Here is a 16819-nt window from a genome sequence, read left to right as displayed (position 1 = left end):
AAGAGGTGGTCATTTTGAAATTAATCGCATTAGATATGGATGGTACACTACTATCATCTAATCTTGAAATCTCCAAAGAAAACCTACAAGCAATCCAAACTGCACAAGAAGCCGGTCATATTGTAATGATCTGTTCTGGTCGTGCGAAAGAGGATGCTTTAAAGCTATTGGAAGAATATAAATTATCTCTTCCAGTCGGAGCAAGCAATGGGGCTATTGTTTATGTGGATGGAAAAGTAATTAACTCGCGTTGTATACAAAACGACAAAGTGTACAAACTTGCAAAATTACTAGAATCTGAAGGTTTCCCATATAAGCTATATACAAATAAAGGAGTTTATTCTCCATATACATGGCAAGATCAAGTGATGCAAGCATTCGAAGAAAATAAGCATGCGCTTGATGTTACATTAGAGGAACTTGAACGAATTACAGAAAAGCAAAAGAAATCGAACCTAATTACTGATTTCAAAAAAATAGAAGATGTTGTAAATAACCAAGAACTAGAAATATCTAAATTCTTCATTTTAACGTTTAATGCAGCGCATCGCGCACAGCTATTAAGTATATTACAAGAGGATGCTGATATTATGGTTACAGCATCGGCTCCTACTAACTTAGAAATTATGAATAAGAATGGACATAAAGGAAACGGGATACAGCAGATGGCAGCTCATTTTAATATCCCTATTGAAGATACAGTTGCTATTGGTGATAATTTTAATGATGTACCGATGTTAGAAGTAGCGGGTTTATCTGTTGCAATGGGCAACGCTGAAGAAGATGTAAAAAAGCTATGTGATGTTGTAACACTAACAAACAATGAACATGGTGTTGCTCATGCAATCGAGCAATTTGTATTGAAACAAACTTCATCTAGTAAATAAAAAAAGGACTCTTTCAATTTGAAAGAGTCCTTTTTTATACGTGATGACAAGCAACAAAATGCTCTACACCAACATTACGGAATTCTGGTACTGTTTTTTTACAAACATCCGTTGCAAATGGGCAACGTGTATGAAAACGACAGCCCGAAGGTGGATTTGCTGGACTTGGAATATCCCCTTCTAGTATAATTCGTTCTCGCTTCACTGTTGGATCTGGTATTGGAACAGCTGATAACAATGCTTTCGTATAAGGATGTAGCGGATTGGTAAATAACTCATCACGCGGTGCTGTCTCCACAATCGTACCTAAATACATAATTCCGATTTTCGTACATAAATGTTCTACTACACTTAAATCATGCGAAATGAATAAATAAGATAATCCCTTTTTCTCCTGTAACTCACTAAATAAATTAATAATTTGTGCTTGGATAGATACATCTAGTGCCGCTACAGGTTCATCAGCTACAATGAATTCTGGATTTAATACCATAGCTCTTGCGATTACAATACGCTGACGTTGTCCACCAGAAAACTCATGGGGATACCGGTCAATATGATAAGGAGCTAATCCACATAACTCCAATACTTCAATTACCTTTTCACGCACATTTTCTTTCGTTGCTAATCCGTGGGCCAACATTGGCTCTCCAAGCGCTTCTCCAATTCTCATTCTCGGATTTAATGAGCTAAATGGATCTTGGAAGACAAGTTGCATATTAGGACGATGTTTTCTCAATTCTTCCTTAGATAAAGAGTGAACATCTTGCCCTTTAAACTTCACTTCTCCTTCCGTTTTTTGGACGAGACGTAAAATTGTTTTTCCTATCGTCGTTTTTCCGCTTCCCGATTCACCAACGAGGCCGAATACTTCACCTTTATTAATAGTAAAACTTACTCCATCAACTGCTTTTACATGTCCAACCGTTCTACTAAATACGCCACCCTTAATTGGAAAATATGTTTTTAAGTTTTTTACTTCTAATAATGGTTCACTCATTGTTCCGCACGCTCCTCATATAACCAGCAAGCTACTTTATGATTCTCATCATGCACACTCAAATTTGGTGCTTCTTCTTTACATATTTCCATACAATGCTCACAACGGCCACTAAAGTAGCAAAACTCATCCAAACCAACTAAATTAGGAACTTGCCCTGGAATAGAATATAGTTTATCTATTCGTTTTCCCATCACTGGTTTTGATTTCAACAAACCTTTCGTATACGGGTGTTTCGGATTTTGAAATATTTCTAGTACTGGTGCTTCTTCAATAACTTTCCCGCCATACATAACGACAACGTAATCCGCCATTTCTGCTACAACGCCTAAATCATGTGTAATTAATAAAATGGATGTTTTAAATTCTTCTTTCACTTGTCTTAATAAATCTAATATTTGAGCTTGAATCGTAACATCAAGAGCCGTTGTCGGTTCATCGGCAATTAATAACTTAGGATTACAACTAAGTGCAACAGCAATCATAATACGTTGTAACATACCACCACTTAGTTCGTGTGGATAAGAATGGACGATTTCATCCGCACGAGCTATGCCGACTTTACGAATTAACTCAATTGCCTTCTTATATGCTTCATTTTTACTAAGCAGTTCATGCTCCCTTAACGTCTCTACAATTTGTTCCCCTACAGTAAAGACTGGATTTAGCGATGTCATCGGTTCTTGGAAAATCATCGCAATATCATTGCCTCGTAAACTACGAAGTTCTTTCTCTTTCATTCCTAAAAGACTTTTTCCTTCATATAAAATGTCTCCACCCACTACACTACCAGATTCAGCAATAAGCCCCATAATAGATAAAGCTGTTACACTCTTTCCGCAACCTGATTCTCCTACTACACAAACTGTTTCCCCTTCTCGAACCGCAAAGCTAACATGGTTCACAGCCTTTACTGTCCCCTCGTCAGTTTGAAAATGTGTTTGTAAGTCTTTCAGCTCTACTACCGCTTTACTCATATCTTCTCACCTACCGTCTCATCTTTGGATCTAACGCATCACGAAGTGCATCACCAAGTAAATTAATTGATACAACTGTTATAAAGATTGCAAAACCGGGCGGAATCCATAACCATGGACGCTTTTGGAAATCGATTAATGAGTTAGCTGCGCTAATCATGTTCCCCCATGATGGTGTAGGTGGAACGACTCCAAGACCTAAGTAACTTAGTGCGGACTCACTTAAAATAGATCCAGCCACACCCAAAGTTGCTACAACAATAAGTAACGGAAAAACGTTAGGAATTAGATGATGAATGATTTTTCGAGAATCTTTTAATCCTAATACATCTGCCGCTTGCATAAAGGCTTGCTCCCGCAATGTTAAAATTTGTCCTCTCACAAGACGGGCAAGTCCTGGCCATCCTACTAAACTTAAAATAATCATTACAACATATAAACGGTACTCCGATGGTAATTTCCATTCTGATAAAATTGCTCCCATTATAATAAGTAGTGGTAATCCTGGAATGGACATTAACACATCTGCAACACGCATAATTAAATGATCTACAACTCCTCGATAAAAACCAGCAATTGCTCCTAATAGAGCTCCTAGTATAACGGATAGTAGCATCGACGCTAAACCGATTGTTAATGAAATACGCCCTGCTTGCATAAGTCTAGTTAAAATATCCCGTCCCAACTGGTCTGTCCCAAGCCAATGTGACAGGCTGGGTGGTTTATTAATTTGTGTTACTTGTACTTTCCCATCAGCATACGGTGAAAAGATTGGACCGATAAAACTAAATAAAAACATAAATATTAAAACGTATAAGCCACACAGTGCCATCTTATTTTTCTTGATTTTTTTATACGCTTGGCACCATGGTGATGATTCATTTCTTTTTTTCCGTTCTTTCTTTTTCTCTATTATGGGTGTAATAGTCTCCATATCTTTCCCCCCCCCCTTACTTCAATCGAATTCTTGGATCAACAAACGCATATACAATATCAGCTAAGAAATTAGCCATAATTGTTAAACAAGAAAGAAACATTGTAAAGGCCATTAATACCGTATAATCACGGAAGTTTAATGCTTCTAATTGAATACTCCCAATCCCTGGCCAATTAAAAATCTGTTCAATAATAATAGCTCCTGAAAATAAACCCGGTAATTCAAAAGCGAGTAATGTAATTGCTGGCAAAATTGCATTTTTCAATGCATGTTTATAAATAACGGTCCTTTCTTTTAAACCTTTTGCACGAGCAGTACGAATATAATCTTGCCTAATAACATCCAACATGCCAGTTCTAAAATAGCGTGTTAACGATCCTACACCAAGAAGTGTTAAAATAAATACAGGTAGAATCATATGACGTAATACTTCTAATATGTATGCTATCCCTGTTGAGTTACTCCCAATATCAATCATGCCACCAATAGGTAATAACTTTAAATCAACTGCTAATAATTTAATTAAAAATAGTCCGATAAAAAATGATGGAAATGACATTGCTGCAAAGACACCGATTGTTACCAATCTATCAAACCAAGAGTGCTGCTTTGTTGCAGAAATAACCCCAATAATAAGAGCAATAATCCAAGTGAAAAATAAAGCTGCAGCAGCAACAATAAATGTATTCCAAATGAATTTATTAAGTAATGAAGTTACCGGTTCTTGATACTGTAAAGAAAATCCAAAATCACCATGCAAAGCATTCACTAACCAATGAAAATACCTTTCAATAATCGGTTTATTTAAACCGTACAACTCTCTTAATTCTTGAGCTCTCTCTGGTGTTAATTTTGGATTTGAATCGATATAATCACCCGGTAAGAGTGCAAATAAGAAAAAGATAATAATAGACGTACCAAACAATGTAGGAATCATCTGTAGAAACCTACGAATGATATATGTTTTCACCTTTTGTCTCCCCAATCCTATTTACTTAAAAATAGAAGAACATTTTTTCAAAACAGCTACCATTCCATTGCTGTGTGAAAAAACGTCTTCTATTATTTAGGTCAACCCTTATTGTTCAATAGATAACACTGGTAAGTTGGAACTGATGCTATCGTACTTTTCTGGATCAATTCCTTTTATACGTGCATTATGAGCATAAAGTAGTTTACGATAGTTTAATAAAATAACTGGTGGATCATCACTTAACTCTTTATACAGCTCTTTATAAATCGCTTTACGTTTTTCAATATCTGTCGTTCCTATACCTTTTACAATCAAATCATCTACTTTCGGATTATTATAACCCGTATCACTTTTTGGATTAGTTGATAAGTACTCACTTACAACTTCACTTGGATCACTAATTCCTGGTGTTGAAACTGCCGCTAAATCGTAGTCACCTTTTCCTACTTTTGAAAGCATCGTATTAAAGTCCATCAACTCTGGATTTAATTCAACACCAATTTCTTTGTAACTTTCTTTTGCAATCGGAATAAAGATATCATTTGTTTTACCTGTATTTGATGCGTAGTATGTTAATTTTAATTTTTGACCATCTTTTTCACGAACCCCGTCAGAACCTACTTTCCAACCAGCCTCATCCAATAATTTTTTAGCCTTTTCTACGTCATGCGGATATTTATTAATACCTTCTTCTGTATATGCCCATGAAACTGGAGCGATTGGTACGTTAGCGACAGAGCCATAGCCTTGTAAAGCTGTATCCACATACTTCTTACGGTCTAATCCATAAGTAAGTGCTTGGCGTACCTTTTTATCTTTCAAATACGACTTCTTATTATTTACATAGATATAAGCAATATCACTTGATGATTCAAGATTAATATTTGCAAACTCTAATCCTTTTAATTGGTCTATATTTTCAGGGTTCGCTCTAAACCCACTATAGTCCAGTTCACCTGTTTGGAATAATTGGAATCCAGTATCACCTGATGTGATTTTGTAAATAAAGTTTTTAATTTTTGGTTTACCTGCATAATAATTTTCGTTAGCAACAAAGCGGACTTCTTGACCTGGAACATATTTTTCAAATTTATATGGACCCGCTGCAATTGGTTGCCCATATAATGCTTTTAAATAGTCTAAACTTGTATTTTGTTTATAATCTTTTCCATAATAAGCTTTTGATAGCACTGGGCCACCTAAATTCGTTAGCGCCTGTGAATTAACTTTTTCAGTTGTAATTTTAATTGTCTGTGGATCAACAACTTGGATTCCTTCAATAGAAGTTGCTTTTCCTTCTTTATATTCTTTCCCACCTTTAACAGCATACTGAGCAATATCCAATCCACCTTCATACGCTTTATCATGAAGTAGTGTTAATGTAAATGCTACGTCATCCGCTGTTAGAGGCGACCCATCACTAAATTTTAAATTTTTACGTAAATGGAATGTATATGTTAACTGGTCAGCAGAAATATCCCATTTTTCCGCAAGATCCGGAATAGGTTTACTTTGTTTGTCTGTTGTTACTAATGAAGCAAAAATAACCGACGTTACATTTCCATCCCAACCATTATCTTGGAAATACGGAAGGAAAACTCCCCCTGGCTTAGAAATGGCTGTAATGAAAGTATCTTTTCGTTGATTTGCTTTCTCTGGACTTTTCTTTTTATCTGTAGCTGGAATTGATTCAATCTTAGAGTCTTTTAAATCCTGCTTTTTTACTGGTTCTGTAGAAGCCGTATCCTCCTGTCCCCCACAAGCAGATAACACAAGCGAACTACTCAGTAATACTGAAAATACACCAGCCCATTTTTTTGTCTTTTTCTTCATTGTCCCCACCCTAACTGTTTAATAGTTATACCCTTTGAACTTATTAGCTTATGTATGCCTCCCACAGCACATTTATAGCCAATCGGAAAAGTCGGTTTTAATCAGAAAAAAATAGATGTTTTTGAGGGGTAACAATCTTATTCCGACCTTTCCGGTAGACTTTATGGTTATTAGCTTATATCGTTCATTATGTTTTGTCAATTCTTTCTAAATAAATATTTTGAGAATTTTTCCAAAATTATCACTCTACATTTATACTTTAAGAAAACTCAGCTATAATTCGTATTAAAACTTAAAAATCTACTTCTATTCCTTCAGCATGAAACATAGAATACTAATAACCAATTACCAAAAAGGGGGCGAAAATATGGACAACCTATTCCAATACGTCCTGCACTACGTATTATTAACAATTATGATAGTCGGAGCGCTATTACTATTCCCGTTCTTCCCAAAGTTCGTCCTCTTTTTAGCTTTTTTTATTATGCTCGGGATCGCTATTATAATTTCAACGAGAGAAGATGGCACGCAAAAAGAGAGCAGAGTTCAGCGCGTAAAGCTGTAACTTTGCTCTCTTGTCGTTTCCATTCACTAGTCTCTGTTACACATATTTATCCCGCTATTTGCCGTGCAGTAAGACCCCCACCTCAAAATTCAGCGAAAGCAAAAGAAGTTAGGTCTGGGTCGGGGTGCCCGTAAAAGCCCTCACTTTATCTCTCGGGAAATAATTAGCCTTTGTTTTTGTAATTACTCCTATCCAAAAACCACTAATGACATTTATTTTTCACCTTATTATTTTCATATGTTTCACAAGCTATGCAAATTGAGGAACACGGATTTATCTAAGTTACTGTTTCACGTGAAACACATCGCTTCATTTAACCTTTAAAGCAAAATATCATTATGAAGAAAGCCACTTCCTCCAGCAAAACTGAAAGGAAGTGGCTTTCTACTCATTACTCCACAATATTCTCTAATTCATTATATAAATCTGCTCGTAACAACTCTTTCTTCGTTTTTTCCTCATATAATTTTTCAAGTTTTTCAACATCAGCTACATGTTCCATTCCACATTCTATTGCATATATATCTTCTTCTACATGCATTAACTCATTTTCAATCTCTTCAAGATTCCTAGCTTCTTTCTCTTTTACAGGAACCGTTTCAACACTTTTTCTCCCTTGGCGTTTCTGCTTTATTACTTGCTTCTCAAGCTTTTCCTCCCACTTTTGACGAGCCCATGCATAATTTCCTGCAAACTCAAATAATTTGCATCTATCAATCCAGTACGTCTTTTCAAATAACTTATTTAAAAAATATCGATCGTGTGAAACAGCTAAAATCGTCCCATTATATTGCTCAAGGGCTTCCTCTAAAACTTCCCTTGATTCAATATCAAGGTGGTTTGTCGGCTCATCTAAAATTAGAAAATTGATGTCTTGATACATAAGTTGCGCAAGTCTTAACCTCATTTTTTCTCCACCGCTCAGTTGTGTTACTTTCTTAAACACCGCTGGACCATAAAATAAAAACTTAGCTAATATATGTCTTGCTTCTCCTTCTGTTACAGCCACATACTCTCTAAACGCTTCCAATACATTACTCTTCACATTTCCATACGTATGCTGTGATAAATAACCAATTTTGACACTACTGCCAATGCGAATTTCACCAACGTCTGGATTTATTTCTTCTAATAGTAGTTTTAATAATGTAGTCTTTCCTGTACCATTACGACCAACGATAGCAGTACGCTCTTGAAAACGAACATGTAAATTCGCTTGTTCAAATAAAGGTCGGCCAGCAAAACCTTTACTCACTTCTTTCATTACAACAACATCTTTTCCGCTTCTCTCTTGCCCTTCAAACTGAAGACCCATCTGTTTTCTTTCTAAAATTGGCCTCTTTAATTTCTCTATACGCTCTAACGCACGTTCCATATTCCTCGCTCTTTTATGCAATCCTTCATTCGGAGGATTCGCTTGATTTGCCCATTCACGTAGGCGCTTAATTGCTTCTTTCATTTTCTTTATTTTCTTTTGCTGCTCTTGATAAGCTTGAAACTCTTGAAGTAATCTTTCTTCCTTCTCCTCAACGAACTGAGAATAATTCGTATGGTACACGTGAATCTCTCCATCTTCCAGATCAAAAATTTTCGTTACAACTTCATCAAGGAAATAGCGATCGTGTGAAATAACCATAACTGTTCCATTATATTCTTTTAAAAATTTCTCTAACCATTCAACTGCAAACAAATCTAAATGATTTGTTGGTTCATCTAATAGAAGTAAATCTGGTTTCTGCAATAGCATATATGCAAGGCTTACTTTCGTCTGTTCTCCTCCACTTAATTCCGTAAATACTCTTGGAAATAAGTCTGTTACTTGTAAGCCATTTGCTACCTTCATTATATTTGCCTCTATTTCATAACCACCGAGAAATGCAAATTTTTCTTGAATTATTCCGTACCTCTCCATTAGCTTTTTCAAAGAAGATTGTTCCTGCTCCTCCGCCATATTTTTTTCTAGAGCATGCATTTCTTTTTCTAATTCCTTTTCTACTTTAAAAGCGGAACTCAATACATCATATACAGTCATGGCCTCATCAAACTTCGGAATTTGTGCGACATGACCAATACGTGTACCTTTCTTCATATGAATGGCTCCTGCATCCAAACTCTCCATTCCCGTTAGAAGCCCCAAGATTGTTGTCTTCCCACTACCGTTACGACCAACTAACCCAACACGTTCACCATTCTTTATTTCAAGCGATATATTTTCAAATATGATGTTTCCACCAAAAGATTTCGTTACATTATTTACACTACAAATAGTCATTTTCCGTACTCCTTTCAATATAAAAAACCATGAGAAAGAAACATTCCCCATGGTTTTCGGCATAGAAAAAGGAAGCCAAATAGCTCCCTTTTCACACGTTTATTAAAAATGGGCGAAGAGATTTCTATCGTTCAATAGTCACTATGCAATTGTTAAAAAAGGGCATACGTATCCCGTTAACAACTACATCATGAAAAATCGCACGACAAAAATAGATAAAATCTAAAAATTTGGCACGCGCAGCTAAAGAACGTTTCATCTCATTCACCCCTTTCGTACGGAATTTAATACTTACTTCTTTATTATACTTTCCAATTTCATGTTTGAATAGTCATTTTTCTGAAAATAATGAAGATAGACTAAACATTTCAATAAGTGACATCAAATCTTACAAAACTGTTATGTTCACGTAATGGAAAGCGATAGTACGAAAAGATGCCTCCCTATACAATAAAGATGTAAAACAAGAGTGACAAACACAAGGAGGAAACAAACATGATGAAAGAAATCGTAAAAGCAATCTTTGAGGTATTAGTGAACGGACAAGCAGTTGTAAAAGAACTAAATGAACTATAAAAAGGAGTGAAGAAATATGATGAACATGGTGAAAATGATTTTACACGCTTTAGTCGATGCAAAAGCAGTTAGCCAAGAATTAAACCAACAATAAAAAGGGGTATATGAATATGAAGAAAGCCATTATTATAATTGCAAGCACAGCAATCACTTTATACACAATAAAAAATAGAAAAAAGAAAAATAATGAAAATGTTCTATATTATCCATACACACTATTAGAGAAAAAATAAAAGACAAGGTACCCTATCGTAATGAGGATATCTTGTCTTTTATTTTTTCCATATTGTCTTTAGAGGATTTCCTTCTCCTTTTCCCGAATGTATTAAGCGGGATTTTTACACATATTTTAAAGGGGCATATATACAAATGGATACACAACAACTATATTTTTCAAACGATATCGGTAAACAAAAACCAGAAAGTATTCGGAATAGAAGCGCTGCATGTCCATTTTGCGATAAAGAACATTTAACGGATATTTTAGCAACTGATGGTTCTATTATTTGGTTAAAAAATAAATTTCCTACATTACAAGATACATTTCAAACGGTGCTGATTGAAACAGATAATTGCGAAGATCATATCGCAACATATACAGAAGAACATATGCGAAAATTAATGCAATTTTCTATTCAACATTGGTTACACTTACAGAAGAACGAAGAATTTGCATCTGTAATTTTATACAAAAATCACGGTCCATTTTCAGGTGGAAGTTTGCATCATGCACACATGCAAATTATCGGAATGAAATATGTAGATTATCTTGAAAATATTGAAGAAGAAAATTTTCAAGGGGTAATTGTTCAAAAAAATGAACGCATTGAGCTTAATATTTCAGAGCGTCCCATTATTGGCTTCACTGAATTCAATATAATCATTGATAATATTTCATATCTAGATGAAATGGCAAATTACATTCAGCAAACTGTACGTTACATACTGATAGATTTCCATAAAGGATGCAGTAGTTATAACTTATTCTTTTATTACTTAAATGGAAAAATCATTTGTAAAGTTGTACCTAGATTTGTCGTTTCACCATTGTATGTAGGATATAAAATACCGCAAGTTTCTACAAAACTAGAAGAGGTGAAAATACAACTCACGCAGTATTTCACGAAAGAAAAGGATGAAATTATTCATAAAAAAACAGAGTAGGTATAGAAAACCTACTCTTTGACCCCGCATTAACGAGCAGTAAAACTTCCACCTCAAAATCCGGAAAACGCTAGAATTTAGGTGGAAGATTAACTGCTCGTAAAAGCCCGATTGGTGAAGACTAATAATCAGCGGGGGATGAACAGACTCCCCCACTGATTAAAGTTTCACTTTATTACACCTTTATTTCGATAGTACACATCTTCTAGTCCGATGTTATACTTCATGTTATTATCCGTCCACTCTGGCCCTAAATTCCCTGGCCATCCAGATGTATTCGCTATATATTTCAGTAATGCAAAATCAGTCAAACCTTTTTGCACCCCACGCTTATATCCTTTCATTAAATGCGGCATTGCAATTTGCGCATTTGTACGTGGATCTTTCAGCTCATCATCAGTTAAATGTTCTGGTGCAAGCCCGCCGCCGCGGTGTAGTTGAAACAATCCGAATGAAGTTCCATTATCTCCAACACTTCTTGGATTTAATCGACTTTCATGCTCGGCAATTGCAAGAGGTATCCATTCTGGAAGATTTACTTTCTTCGCTTCCTCTATAATGATTTGTTTCATCTGTTTTGCTTCTTCTGAATCAACATAGCTTGTTCCATTCACTAGCTTATCCATTCCTTCAGACTTTCCTTGGAAATATAAATATACTCCAAGAACAACTAAAAATCCTACAAAGAATTTCTTCACTACCTCTACCTCTTTCTCCGCTGAAATTTGTCCCCTTTCAGCCTTCCCTTTACAATTACCTACATTCTATTACTCTTTTATCATAGCAAATAACTATACGTATTATCATCATGCTTTAGACCGATTTTGTGAAAAAACAGCTGGTAAATACGTGCAAAAATGTAACTTTCATAGACTATAACGCATTTTTTGTATATAATTGTAAACTGAACTCTATATATAGAATAGGAGCGTACAAAATGAAAAAATGCCTAACACTCTTGTTCAGCATTTTACTACTCATCCCTACCTACACCTCTGCACAAACATCATCAAAACCAAAAGTACTTGTTTTGTATAGTACACAAGACGATAAAGTTTCAAATAATGTTCAAATCCTTAATACTCAATTAGGACATTTTACAAATGATATAACCGTAAAAAACTTAAAAGAAGCAACTTCAATTAATAACGTATCCTCCTATACACATATTGTTTATATCGGTGAAACAAAAGAAGCGTTTTCTGATGAAACGAAACAATTTCTAGAAAACTTCTCCGGCCCTGTATTAGTATTAGGACAAAATGTTGAACAATTATCTAAGCGTTTTTCTTTCATTACATTGAAGAGTGACGATATACGAGTTAATAAAATTGAATATCCAGAAAAGAAGCTAAAAAATACCTTAGAAGAGGAACGATTAATTCAATCATTTGATACGAATGGAACTGTGCTTGCTAACGCTTTAAGCTCAAATAACACTAACCCACTAATCGTTCAGCATGAAATATCTTATTATGTTGCAACACCTAACCTCTTTGACTGGATGTCTCATTACGTCGGTGAAATGTTATTTTCTTATTTCAGCCAAAAACCAACGAAAAATAAAGTTGAAGCTTATTTACGTCTTGAGGATGTTCACCCAGCAGCAGATATAAATCAATTAAAAGAAATTGCTGAATTACTAAAAGAGAAAAAGATGCCTTACATGATTACTATTATTCCGGTATATAAAGATCCAGATACAGGAAAGATAATACATTTAAAAGATAAACCAGAACTAGTTGATCTTTTACGCTCTATGCAAGATGATGGTGCAGCAATTATTATGCATGGTTATACTCACCAATTTTATGACAGTGAAACAGGTGAGGGCTTTGAATTTTGGGATGTCAAAACAGATCAACCAATTCGCCAACCGAAGCATGAAAAACCGAAGACAAAAGATGACTTTCCAAATATAGAGGCATATAACCAATATGTAAAAAAAGGGGAAGAATTCGAGGGAAAATATACGAAAGATCATATTGAAAAAGGAATTCAAGAACTTGTAGATGCTAAACTATATCCTGTTGCCTTTGAAGCACCTCATTACACGATGTCTCAAAAAGGATATGAAATATTATCAAGGTACTTTTCAACTTATGTAGGACAACTACAGTTAAATGATACAACTTGGAAATCCATGCACTCACCATATTATACAAGTACTCCGTCATTTTTACATGGAATGAAACTATTGCCTGAAACAGTCGGATTTATTGAAGAAGATACGCCACAAACTATTGCTAAAATGAAAGAACGTGCTCTATCTGTTTCTAAATTATCCGATGGAGTTATTGGTGCATTCTATCATCCTTACTTAGGTGTGAAACCATTAAAAGAAGTATTAAAGGATCTAGAAAGTATTCCAAATATAGAGTGGATTGATTTACAAAAGGAAAAGAATGAAGTAAAAATGAAAGATATTCATATTACGACGAATAAAGACGGCATTCACGTTGAAAAACCAACCAGTGCGAATGACATAATTGATTATATAAAGCAATATGGCTTCTTCCTTATACTGGGGTTCGTTATCATTGTCTTTCTTTTATTATTAAAACGTGCGAGAAAATTAGAATCCTAATACAAAACCACCGAGCGGAACGCTTGGTGGTTTTTTGTCATATATCAAACCGTGGCATTTTATTAAATACATTCAATTTTCACTTTTTCCGTTACATGATTAAAACTATAATTCTCCTATCCTTTCAAATAAAATCGACTTGTATTTTCATATATTGTTTTTGCGACCTTATCAATGGATATGTTTTTTATAGAACTAATTTCCTTTAATACCTCTCGAATCATTCTTGGATGCGTTATAACACCCTCTTGAAATTCCCACGGTCCATCTGTTTCTACCATCATATATTCAAGCGGATAATACGAAACGATTTTTCTAATCTTCTCCTTATATAAAACATCCGGTGTAATCGAAATATAATAACCATTTCTCATCATCCGTTTCATTGTTTCATCGCTTCCTTTAAACCAATGGAAGTGTGCAAGTGAAACTTTATATTTCTCTAGCAAATCACATACAATGTCAGCATCTTCATAAACTGCGTGTAATACAATCGGCAAATTATACTTACTAGCTAGTTCTATAAATTTTTTCAATACAGCTATGTATGGATCTGCAGCAATTCTTTCATCTTCTTTTCTCAAATAATAGGGCAAACCTACTTCACCAATCGCAACAATTTCCTCTGCGTTCTGTTCAATAAGTTTATAAATCTGTTCACACTCTTCTTTATGAATCTGTTGCTCTGGATGAAACCCTATCGCTGGATATATAAAGGGATACTTCTTCGCTAAAGATAACGTTTCCTTACAAGATTGATAATTCATAGATACAGCAATAAGCCCCTTTATTTCATTACTATTTTCCACCTCTTTCAGTAATCTGTTCTTCTCTTCATCCTTATATTGATCAACATGTATATGACTATCAATCCATTTCATCTTTATGCCCCCATAAAAAAAACAAGAAAGGACTTCCTTTCTTGTTTTAGCATCTATATTATTTAACAATTAAGTTTGTTATGATATCAAATAATCCAATACACACTACGGCAACAGTAAAGTAGCTACAGAAATCTTTAATTGGTAACTTCACTACTTCTTCTTTACGCATCCCATTTTTCTCCCTTCTTACTAGATCCCTAATTATTTTTCTATCTGTATCTATTATGCAAAAAATATGACAAATTTACTATCGAATTAACTTACGTAAACCTTACAATGTTGTAAGGTTTAAAAAAGGATCCTCATCTTTATTCAGATGAGGATTATTAAAAATTAGTTGGTTTTTCATTCTTCATTACAAACAGAAAGTAATACATTAAGACTTTCTAGTTACACTATATGAAAATTACTATCTTTTAACTATCGAATTACATTACAGAAGACTTACATGTTTGTAAGTTATGTGTAATGTAATTCGATAGTTTCCCTTACTTATATTTCGTACAATAAAGTTAGAAAGTAAGCCAAATAAGAAGAACACTCAAATAACCAAATTGCATTGCTAGTAGCTACTCTTCTTATACCTTTCACCCGTGCTACTACAATGTACCCCCTTCCCCTTTATATAACAAAAAAGCCTTAGTCCATATAGACTAAGGCTTTTTATTAACCACAAAAATACCCTTACCTAGTATTTTTATTTTCGACAAAAAATAGCTGGGGGTATATTTCACTATCTCATCGTTAAAAGTTTACTCTTCGCATTTATAGGAATATTTGCAACCTCAATCTCTTCAATTGATTCACCGTAACGTCCTTTTGCAAAAACCTTTAATGCTTCATCTCTCTTTAACATATGCTTAACCGTTTTCTTTATTTTCTGCTCTCTACCACGTTCATCGAATGCAATAAATTCATATTCATACCACTCATCACCAATATGCTGACCAATTGTATTCACAACCGTATAGTATTCTTTCGTCTTATAAAATGGATTATATTTATCGATAACCGGTCCAAGTTTCGTAGGCAGTAACATTACTACTATCACTATCATCGCTATTATAGTAGTGATCATTTTTTTCTTCATAATAAACATTCCTCCTCTGCAGGATATATATACATCCATTTTAAAAAGGGGGAATAAAATCTACTATTGAATCTCATTACATTACACTTACATTTTTGTAAGAATTAAAAAAGGTGAACGAATTTACTCGTTCACCTTTTAGCTTGCTTTAAAGCCACCGCCAAGTACATCACGTACATCATGTATAACAACGAAAGCATCTTCATCTACCCGGCTAATAACTTGTTTTAACTTAACAAGCTCTTGTTTATTAATAACAACATATAAAACTTCTTTATTTTTACCAGTATATCCGCCGCGCCCTTCTAATACAGTAACACCGCGTGTCATATTTTTCGTAATAGCTTCACGAATTAAATCTGGTTGATTCGAGATAATCGTAACAGCCGTTTTTGTATCCATTCCTTCTACAATGAAATCAATCACCTTCGCTCCGATGAACACAGCTACAAGTGTATACATTGCCTTTTCTTGCCCTATTATAAATACAGAACCAGCAATTACAACAATATCAATAATTAGTACGCCTTTACCTACGCTCCAACCTAAATATTGATTTGCTAACCGAGCTAAGATTGCTGACCCTCCCGATGTACCTCCGGCTTTGAACATACAGCCTAATCCAATACCCACAAATAAACCAGCAAATAAAGCTGCTAATAATGTATCACTATTTACATGATACTCAATATGTTCTGTAACGTATAAAAACAAAGATGTTTCTACAATCCCTAAAATTGTATAAATCATTGTTTTCTTATCAAAAAATTTATAACCAATAGCTAGTAAAATTGCATTTATAGCAAAATTCACAATCCCTGGTGACCAATCAAATAAGTAGTACGTAACAACCGTTAAACCAATAATTCCACCTTCCGATAAACGGTTTGGAATTGCAAAGTAATTAATACCAATTGCGAATAATAATGAACCAATTGTAATTAGTGTTATTTCCTTTATACGTTGATTAACCATAGTTCATACCCTCCCCCCATTTGACATTGTATCACTATCTCCTAGAGGTTTAGAAGTGGTTTTTATTCCGCGTTTTCCCTCTTAAAAATTGAAATATTA

General features: G+C 34.6%; 16 protein-coding genes. 5 read left to right on the top strand and 11 right to left on the bottom strand.

The window, feature by feature from the left end:
• Positions 1–14 precede the first annotated feature (14 nt).
• A complete protein-coding gene (locus ACQGSG_RS14370; protein ID WP_214632210.1) occupies positions 15–887 on the top strand; it encodes a Cof-type HAD-IIB family hydrolase in 873 nt (290 codons plus the stop codon).
• Positions 888–921: 34 nt separating this feature from the next.
• On the opposite strand, the gene ACQGSG_RS14365 is transcribed toward ACQGSG_RS14370, so the two are convergent.
• The 5 genes from ACQGSG_RS14365 to ACQGSG_RS14345 all read right to left on the bottom strand — a co-directional run bounded on the left by ACQGSG_RS14365 (position 922) and on the right by ACQGSG_RS14345 (position 6607).
• Complete coding sequence (locus ACQGSG_RS14365; protein ID WP_134994847.1) at positions 922–1887, bottom strand: ABC transporter ATP-binding protein; 966 nt, start codon at positions 1885–1887, stop codon at positions 922–924.
• Positions 1884–2864 (bottom strand): ABC transporter ATP-binding protein, encoded by a 981-nt coding sequence (locus ACQGSG_RS14360; RefSeq protein WP_134994846.1) that lies wholly within the window; start codon positions 2862–2864, stop codon positions 1884–1886. Before ACQGSG_RS14360 ends, ACQGSG_RS14365 begins: the two co-directional genes overlap by 4 nt.
• Before the next feature lie 10 nt (positions 2865–2874).
• Complete coding sequence (opp4C, locus tag ACQGSG_RS14355; protein ID WP_098877519.1) at positions 2875–3798, bottom strand: oligopeptide ABC transporter permease; 924 nt, start codon at positions 3796–3798, stop codon at positions 2875–2877.
• Positions 3799–3814: 16 nt separating this feature from the next.
• Positions 3815–4771: an ABC transporter permease gene (locus ACQGSG_RS14350; RefSeq protein ID WP_000860687.1), complete on the bottom strand. Its 957-nt coding sequence runs from the start codon at positions 4769–4771 to the stop codon at positions 3815–3817.
• A 108-nt stretch (positions 4772–4879) separates the two neighbouring features.
• Positions 4880–6607 carry an ABC transporter substrate-binding protein gene (locus ACQGSG_RS14345; RefSeq protein ID WP_000730674.1) on the bottom strand — a complete coding sequence of 576 codons (1728 nt, stop codon included), beginning with the start codon at positions 6605–6607 and terminating at the stop codon, positions 4880–4882.
• 367 nt (positions 6608–6974) lie between these two features.
• Between ACQGSG_RS14345 and ACQGSG_RS14340 the strand changes: the two genes are divergently transcribed.
• Positions 6975–7172 carry a hypothetical protein gene (locus ACQGSG_RS14340; RefSeq protein ID WP_325842686.1) on the top strand — a complete coding sequence of 66 codons (198 nt, stop codon included), beginning with the start codon at positions 6975–6977 and terminating at the stop codon, positions 7170–7172.
• 391 nt (positions 7173–7563) lie between these two features.
• Here the strand turns inward: ACQGSG_RS14340 and abc-f are convergent, their stop codons facing one another.
• Positions 7564–9444, bottom strand: coding sequence for a ribosomal protection-like ABC-F family protein (gene abc-f / locus ACQGSG_RS14335; protein ID WP_426947540.1), 1881 nt, complete (start codon positions 9442–9444; stop codon positions 7564–7566).
• 124 nt (positions 9445–9568) lie between these two features.
• Complete coding sequence (locus tag ACQGSG_RS14330) at positions 9569–9703, bottom strand: RAxF-45 family protein (RefSeq protein ID WP_000830643.1); 135 nt, start codon at positions 9701–9703, stop codon at positions 9569–9571.
• 421 nt (positions 9704–10124) lie between these two features.
• Here ACQGSG_RS14330 and ACQGSG_RS14325 point away from each other — a divergent pair, with 421 nt between their 5' ends.
• Positions 10125–10253 carry a hypothetical protein gene (locus ACQGSG_RS14325; protein ID WP_001998915.1) on the top strand — a complete coding sequence of 43 codons (129 nt, stop codon included), beginning with the start codon at positions 10125–10127 and terminating at the stop codon, positions 10251–10253.
• Positions 10254–10389: 136 nt separating this feature from the next.
• Positions 10390–11184, top strand: coding sequence for a DUF4931 domain-containing protein (locus ACQGSG_RS14320; RefSeq protein WP_325842685.1), 795 nt, complete (start codon positions 10390–10392; stop codon positions 11182–11184).
• A gap of 167 nt (positions 11185–11351) precedes the next feature.
• Here ACQGSG_RS14320 and ACQGSG_RS14315 read toward each other — a convergent pair whose 3' ends face one another.
• On the bottom strand, positions 11352–11882 hold the full coding sequence (locus ACQGSG_RS14315; RefSeq protein WP_000713248.1) for a transglycosylase SLT domain-containing protein: 531 nt from the start codon (positions 11880–11882) through the stop codon (positions 11352–11354).
• A 239-nt stretch (positions 11883–12121) separates the two neighbouring features.
• On the opposite strand from ACQGSG_RS14315, the gene ACQGSG_RS14310 reads away from it, so the two are divergent.
• Positions 12122–13771 carry a DUF2334 domain-containing protein gene (locus ACQGSG_RS14310; RefSeq protein ID WP_098794390.1) on the top strand — a complete coding sequence of 550 codons (1650 nt, stop codon included), beginning with the start codon at positions 12122–12124 and terminating at the stop codon, positions 13769–13771.
• 116 nt (positions 13772–13887) lie between these two features.
• Here ACQGSG_RS14310 and ACQGSG_RS14305 read toward each other — a convergent pair whose 3' ends face one another.
• From ACQGSG_RS14305 to ACQGSG_RS14295, 3 genes are all read right to left on the bottom strand, one after another.
• Entirely contained in the window at positions 13888–14652 is a 765-nt protein-coding gene (locus ACQGSG_RS14305; RefSeq protein WP_098381851.1) for a TatD family hydrolase, read from the bottom strand.
• Positions 14653–15388: 736 nt separating this feature from the next.
• Positions 15389–15745, bottom strand: a complete 357-nt coding sequence (locus ACQGSG_RS14300; RefSeq protein ID WP_000728422.1) for a YxeA family protein — start codon at positions 15743–15745, stop codon at positions 15389–15391.
• 138 nt (positions 15746–15883) lie between these two features.
• On the bottom strand, positions 15884–16720 hold the full coding sequence (locus ACQGSG_RS14295) for a YitT family protein (RefSeq protein WP_000248040.1): 837 nt from the start codon (positions 16718–16720) through the stop codon (positions 15884–15886).
• Positions 16721–16819 lie beyond the last annotated feature (99 nt).

It is taken from the genome of Bacillus sp. GMa5/1 (assembly GCF_050172015.1).
In the GTDB taxonomy this organism is placed as follows: Bacteria; Bacillota; Bacilli; order Bacillales; family Bacillaceae_G; genus Bacillus_A; species Bacillus_A cereus.
The sequence above is the reverse complement of the archived record's forward strand: the minus strand, read 5'-3'. Positions and strand labels throughout refer to the sequence as shown.

Excerpts from the sequence above, each read along its gene's own strand:
- ACQGSG_RS14295 (WP_000248040.1), bottom strand. The coding sequence starts at position 16,720 with ATGGTTAATCAACGTATAAAGGAAATAACACTAATTACAATTGGTTCA.
- ACQGSG_RS14305 (WP_098381851.1), bottom strand. The coding sequence starts at position 14,652 with ATGAAATGGATTGATAGTCATATACATGTTGATCAATATAAGGATGAA.
- ACQGSG_RS14320 (WP_325842685.1), top strand. The coding sequence starts at position 10,390 with ATGGATACACAACAACTATATTTTTCAAACGATATCGGTAAACAAAAA.
- abc-f (WP_426947540.1), bottom strand. The coding sequence starts at position 9,444 with ATGACTATTTGTAGTGTAAATAATGTAACGAAATCTTTTGGTGGAAAC.
- ACQGSG_RS14310 (WP_098794390.1), top strand. The coding sequence starts at position 12,122 with ATGAAAAAATGCCTAACACTCTTGTTCAGCATTTTACTACTCATCCCT.
- ACQGSG_RS14300 (WP_000728422.1), bottom strand. The coding sequence starts at position 15,745 with ATGAAGAAAAAAATGATCACTACTATAATAGCGATGATAGTGATAGTA.
- ACQGSG_RS14365 (WP_134994847.1), bottom strand. The coding sequence starts at position 1,887 with ATGAGTGAACCATTATTAGAAGTAAAAAACTTAAAAACATATTTTCCA.
- ACQGSG_RS14360 (WP_134994846.1), bottom strand. The coding sequence starts at position 2,864 with ATGAGTAAAGCGGTAGTAGAGCTGAAAGACTTACAAACACATTTTCAA.
- opp4C (WP_098877519.1), bottom strand. The coding sequence starts at position 3,798 with ATGGAGACTATTACACCCATAATAGAGAAAAAGAAAGAACGGAAAAAA.
- ACQGSG_RS14345 (WP_000730674.1), bottom strand. The coding sequence starts at position 6,607 with ATGAAGAAAAAGACAAAAAAATGGGCTGGTGTATTTTCAGTATTACTG.
- ACQGSG_RS14330 (WP_000830643.1), bottom strand. The coding sequence starts at position 9,703 with ATGAAACGTTCTTTAGCTGCGCGTGCCAAATTTTTAGATTTTATCTAT.
- ACQGSG_RS14340 (WP_325842686.1), top strand. The coding sequence starts at position 6,975 with ATGGACAACCTATTCCAATACGTCCTGCACTACGTATTATTAACAATT.
- ACQGSG_RS14325 (WP_001998915.1), top strand. The coding sequence starts at position 10,125 with ATGAATATGAAGAAAGCCATTATTATAATTGCAAGCACAGCAATCACT.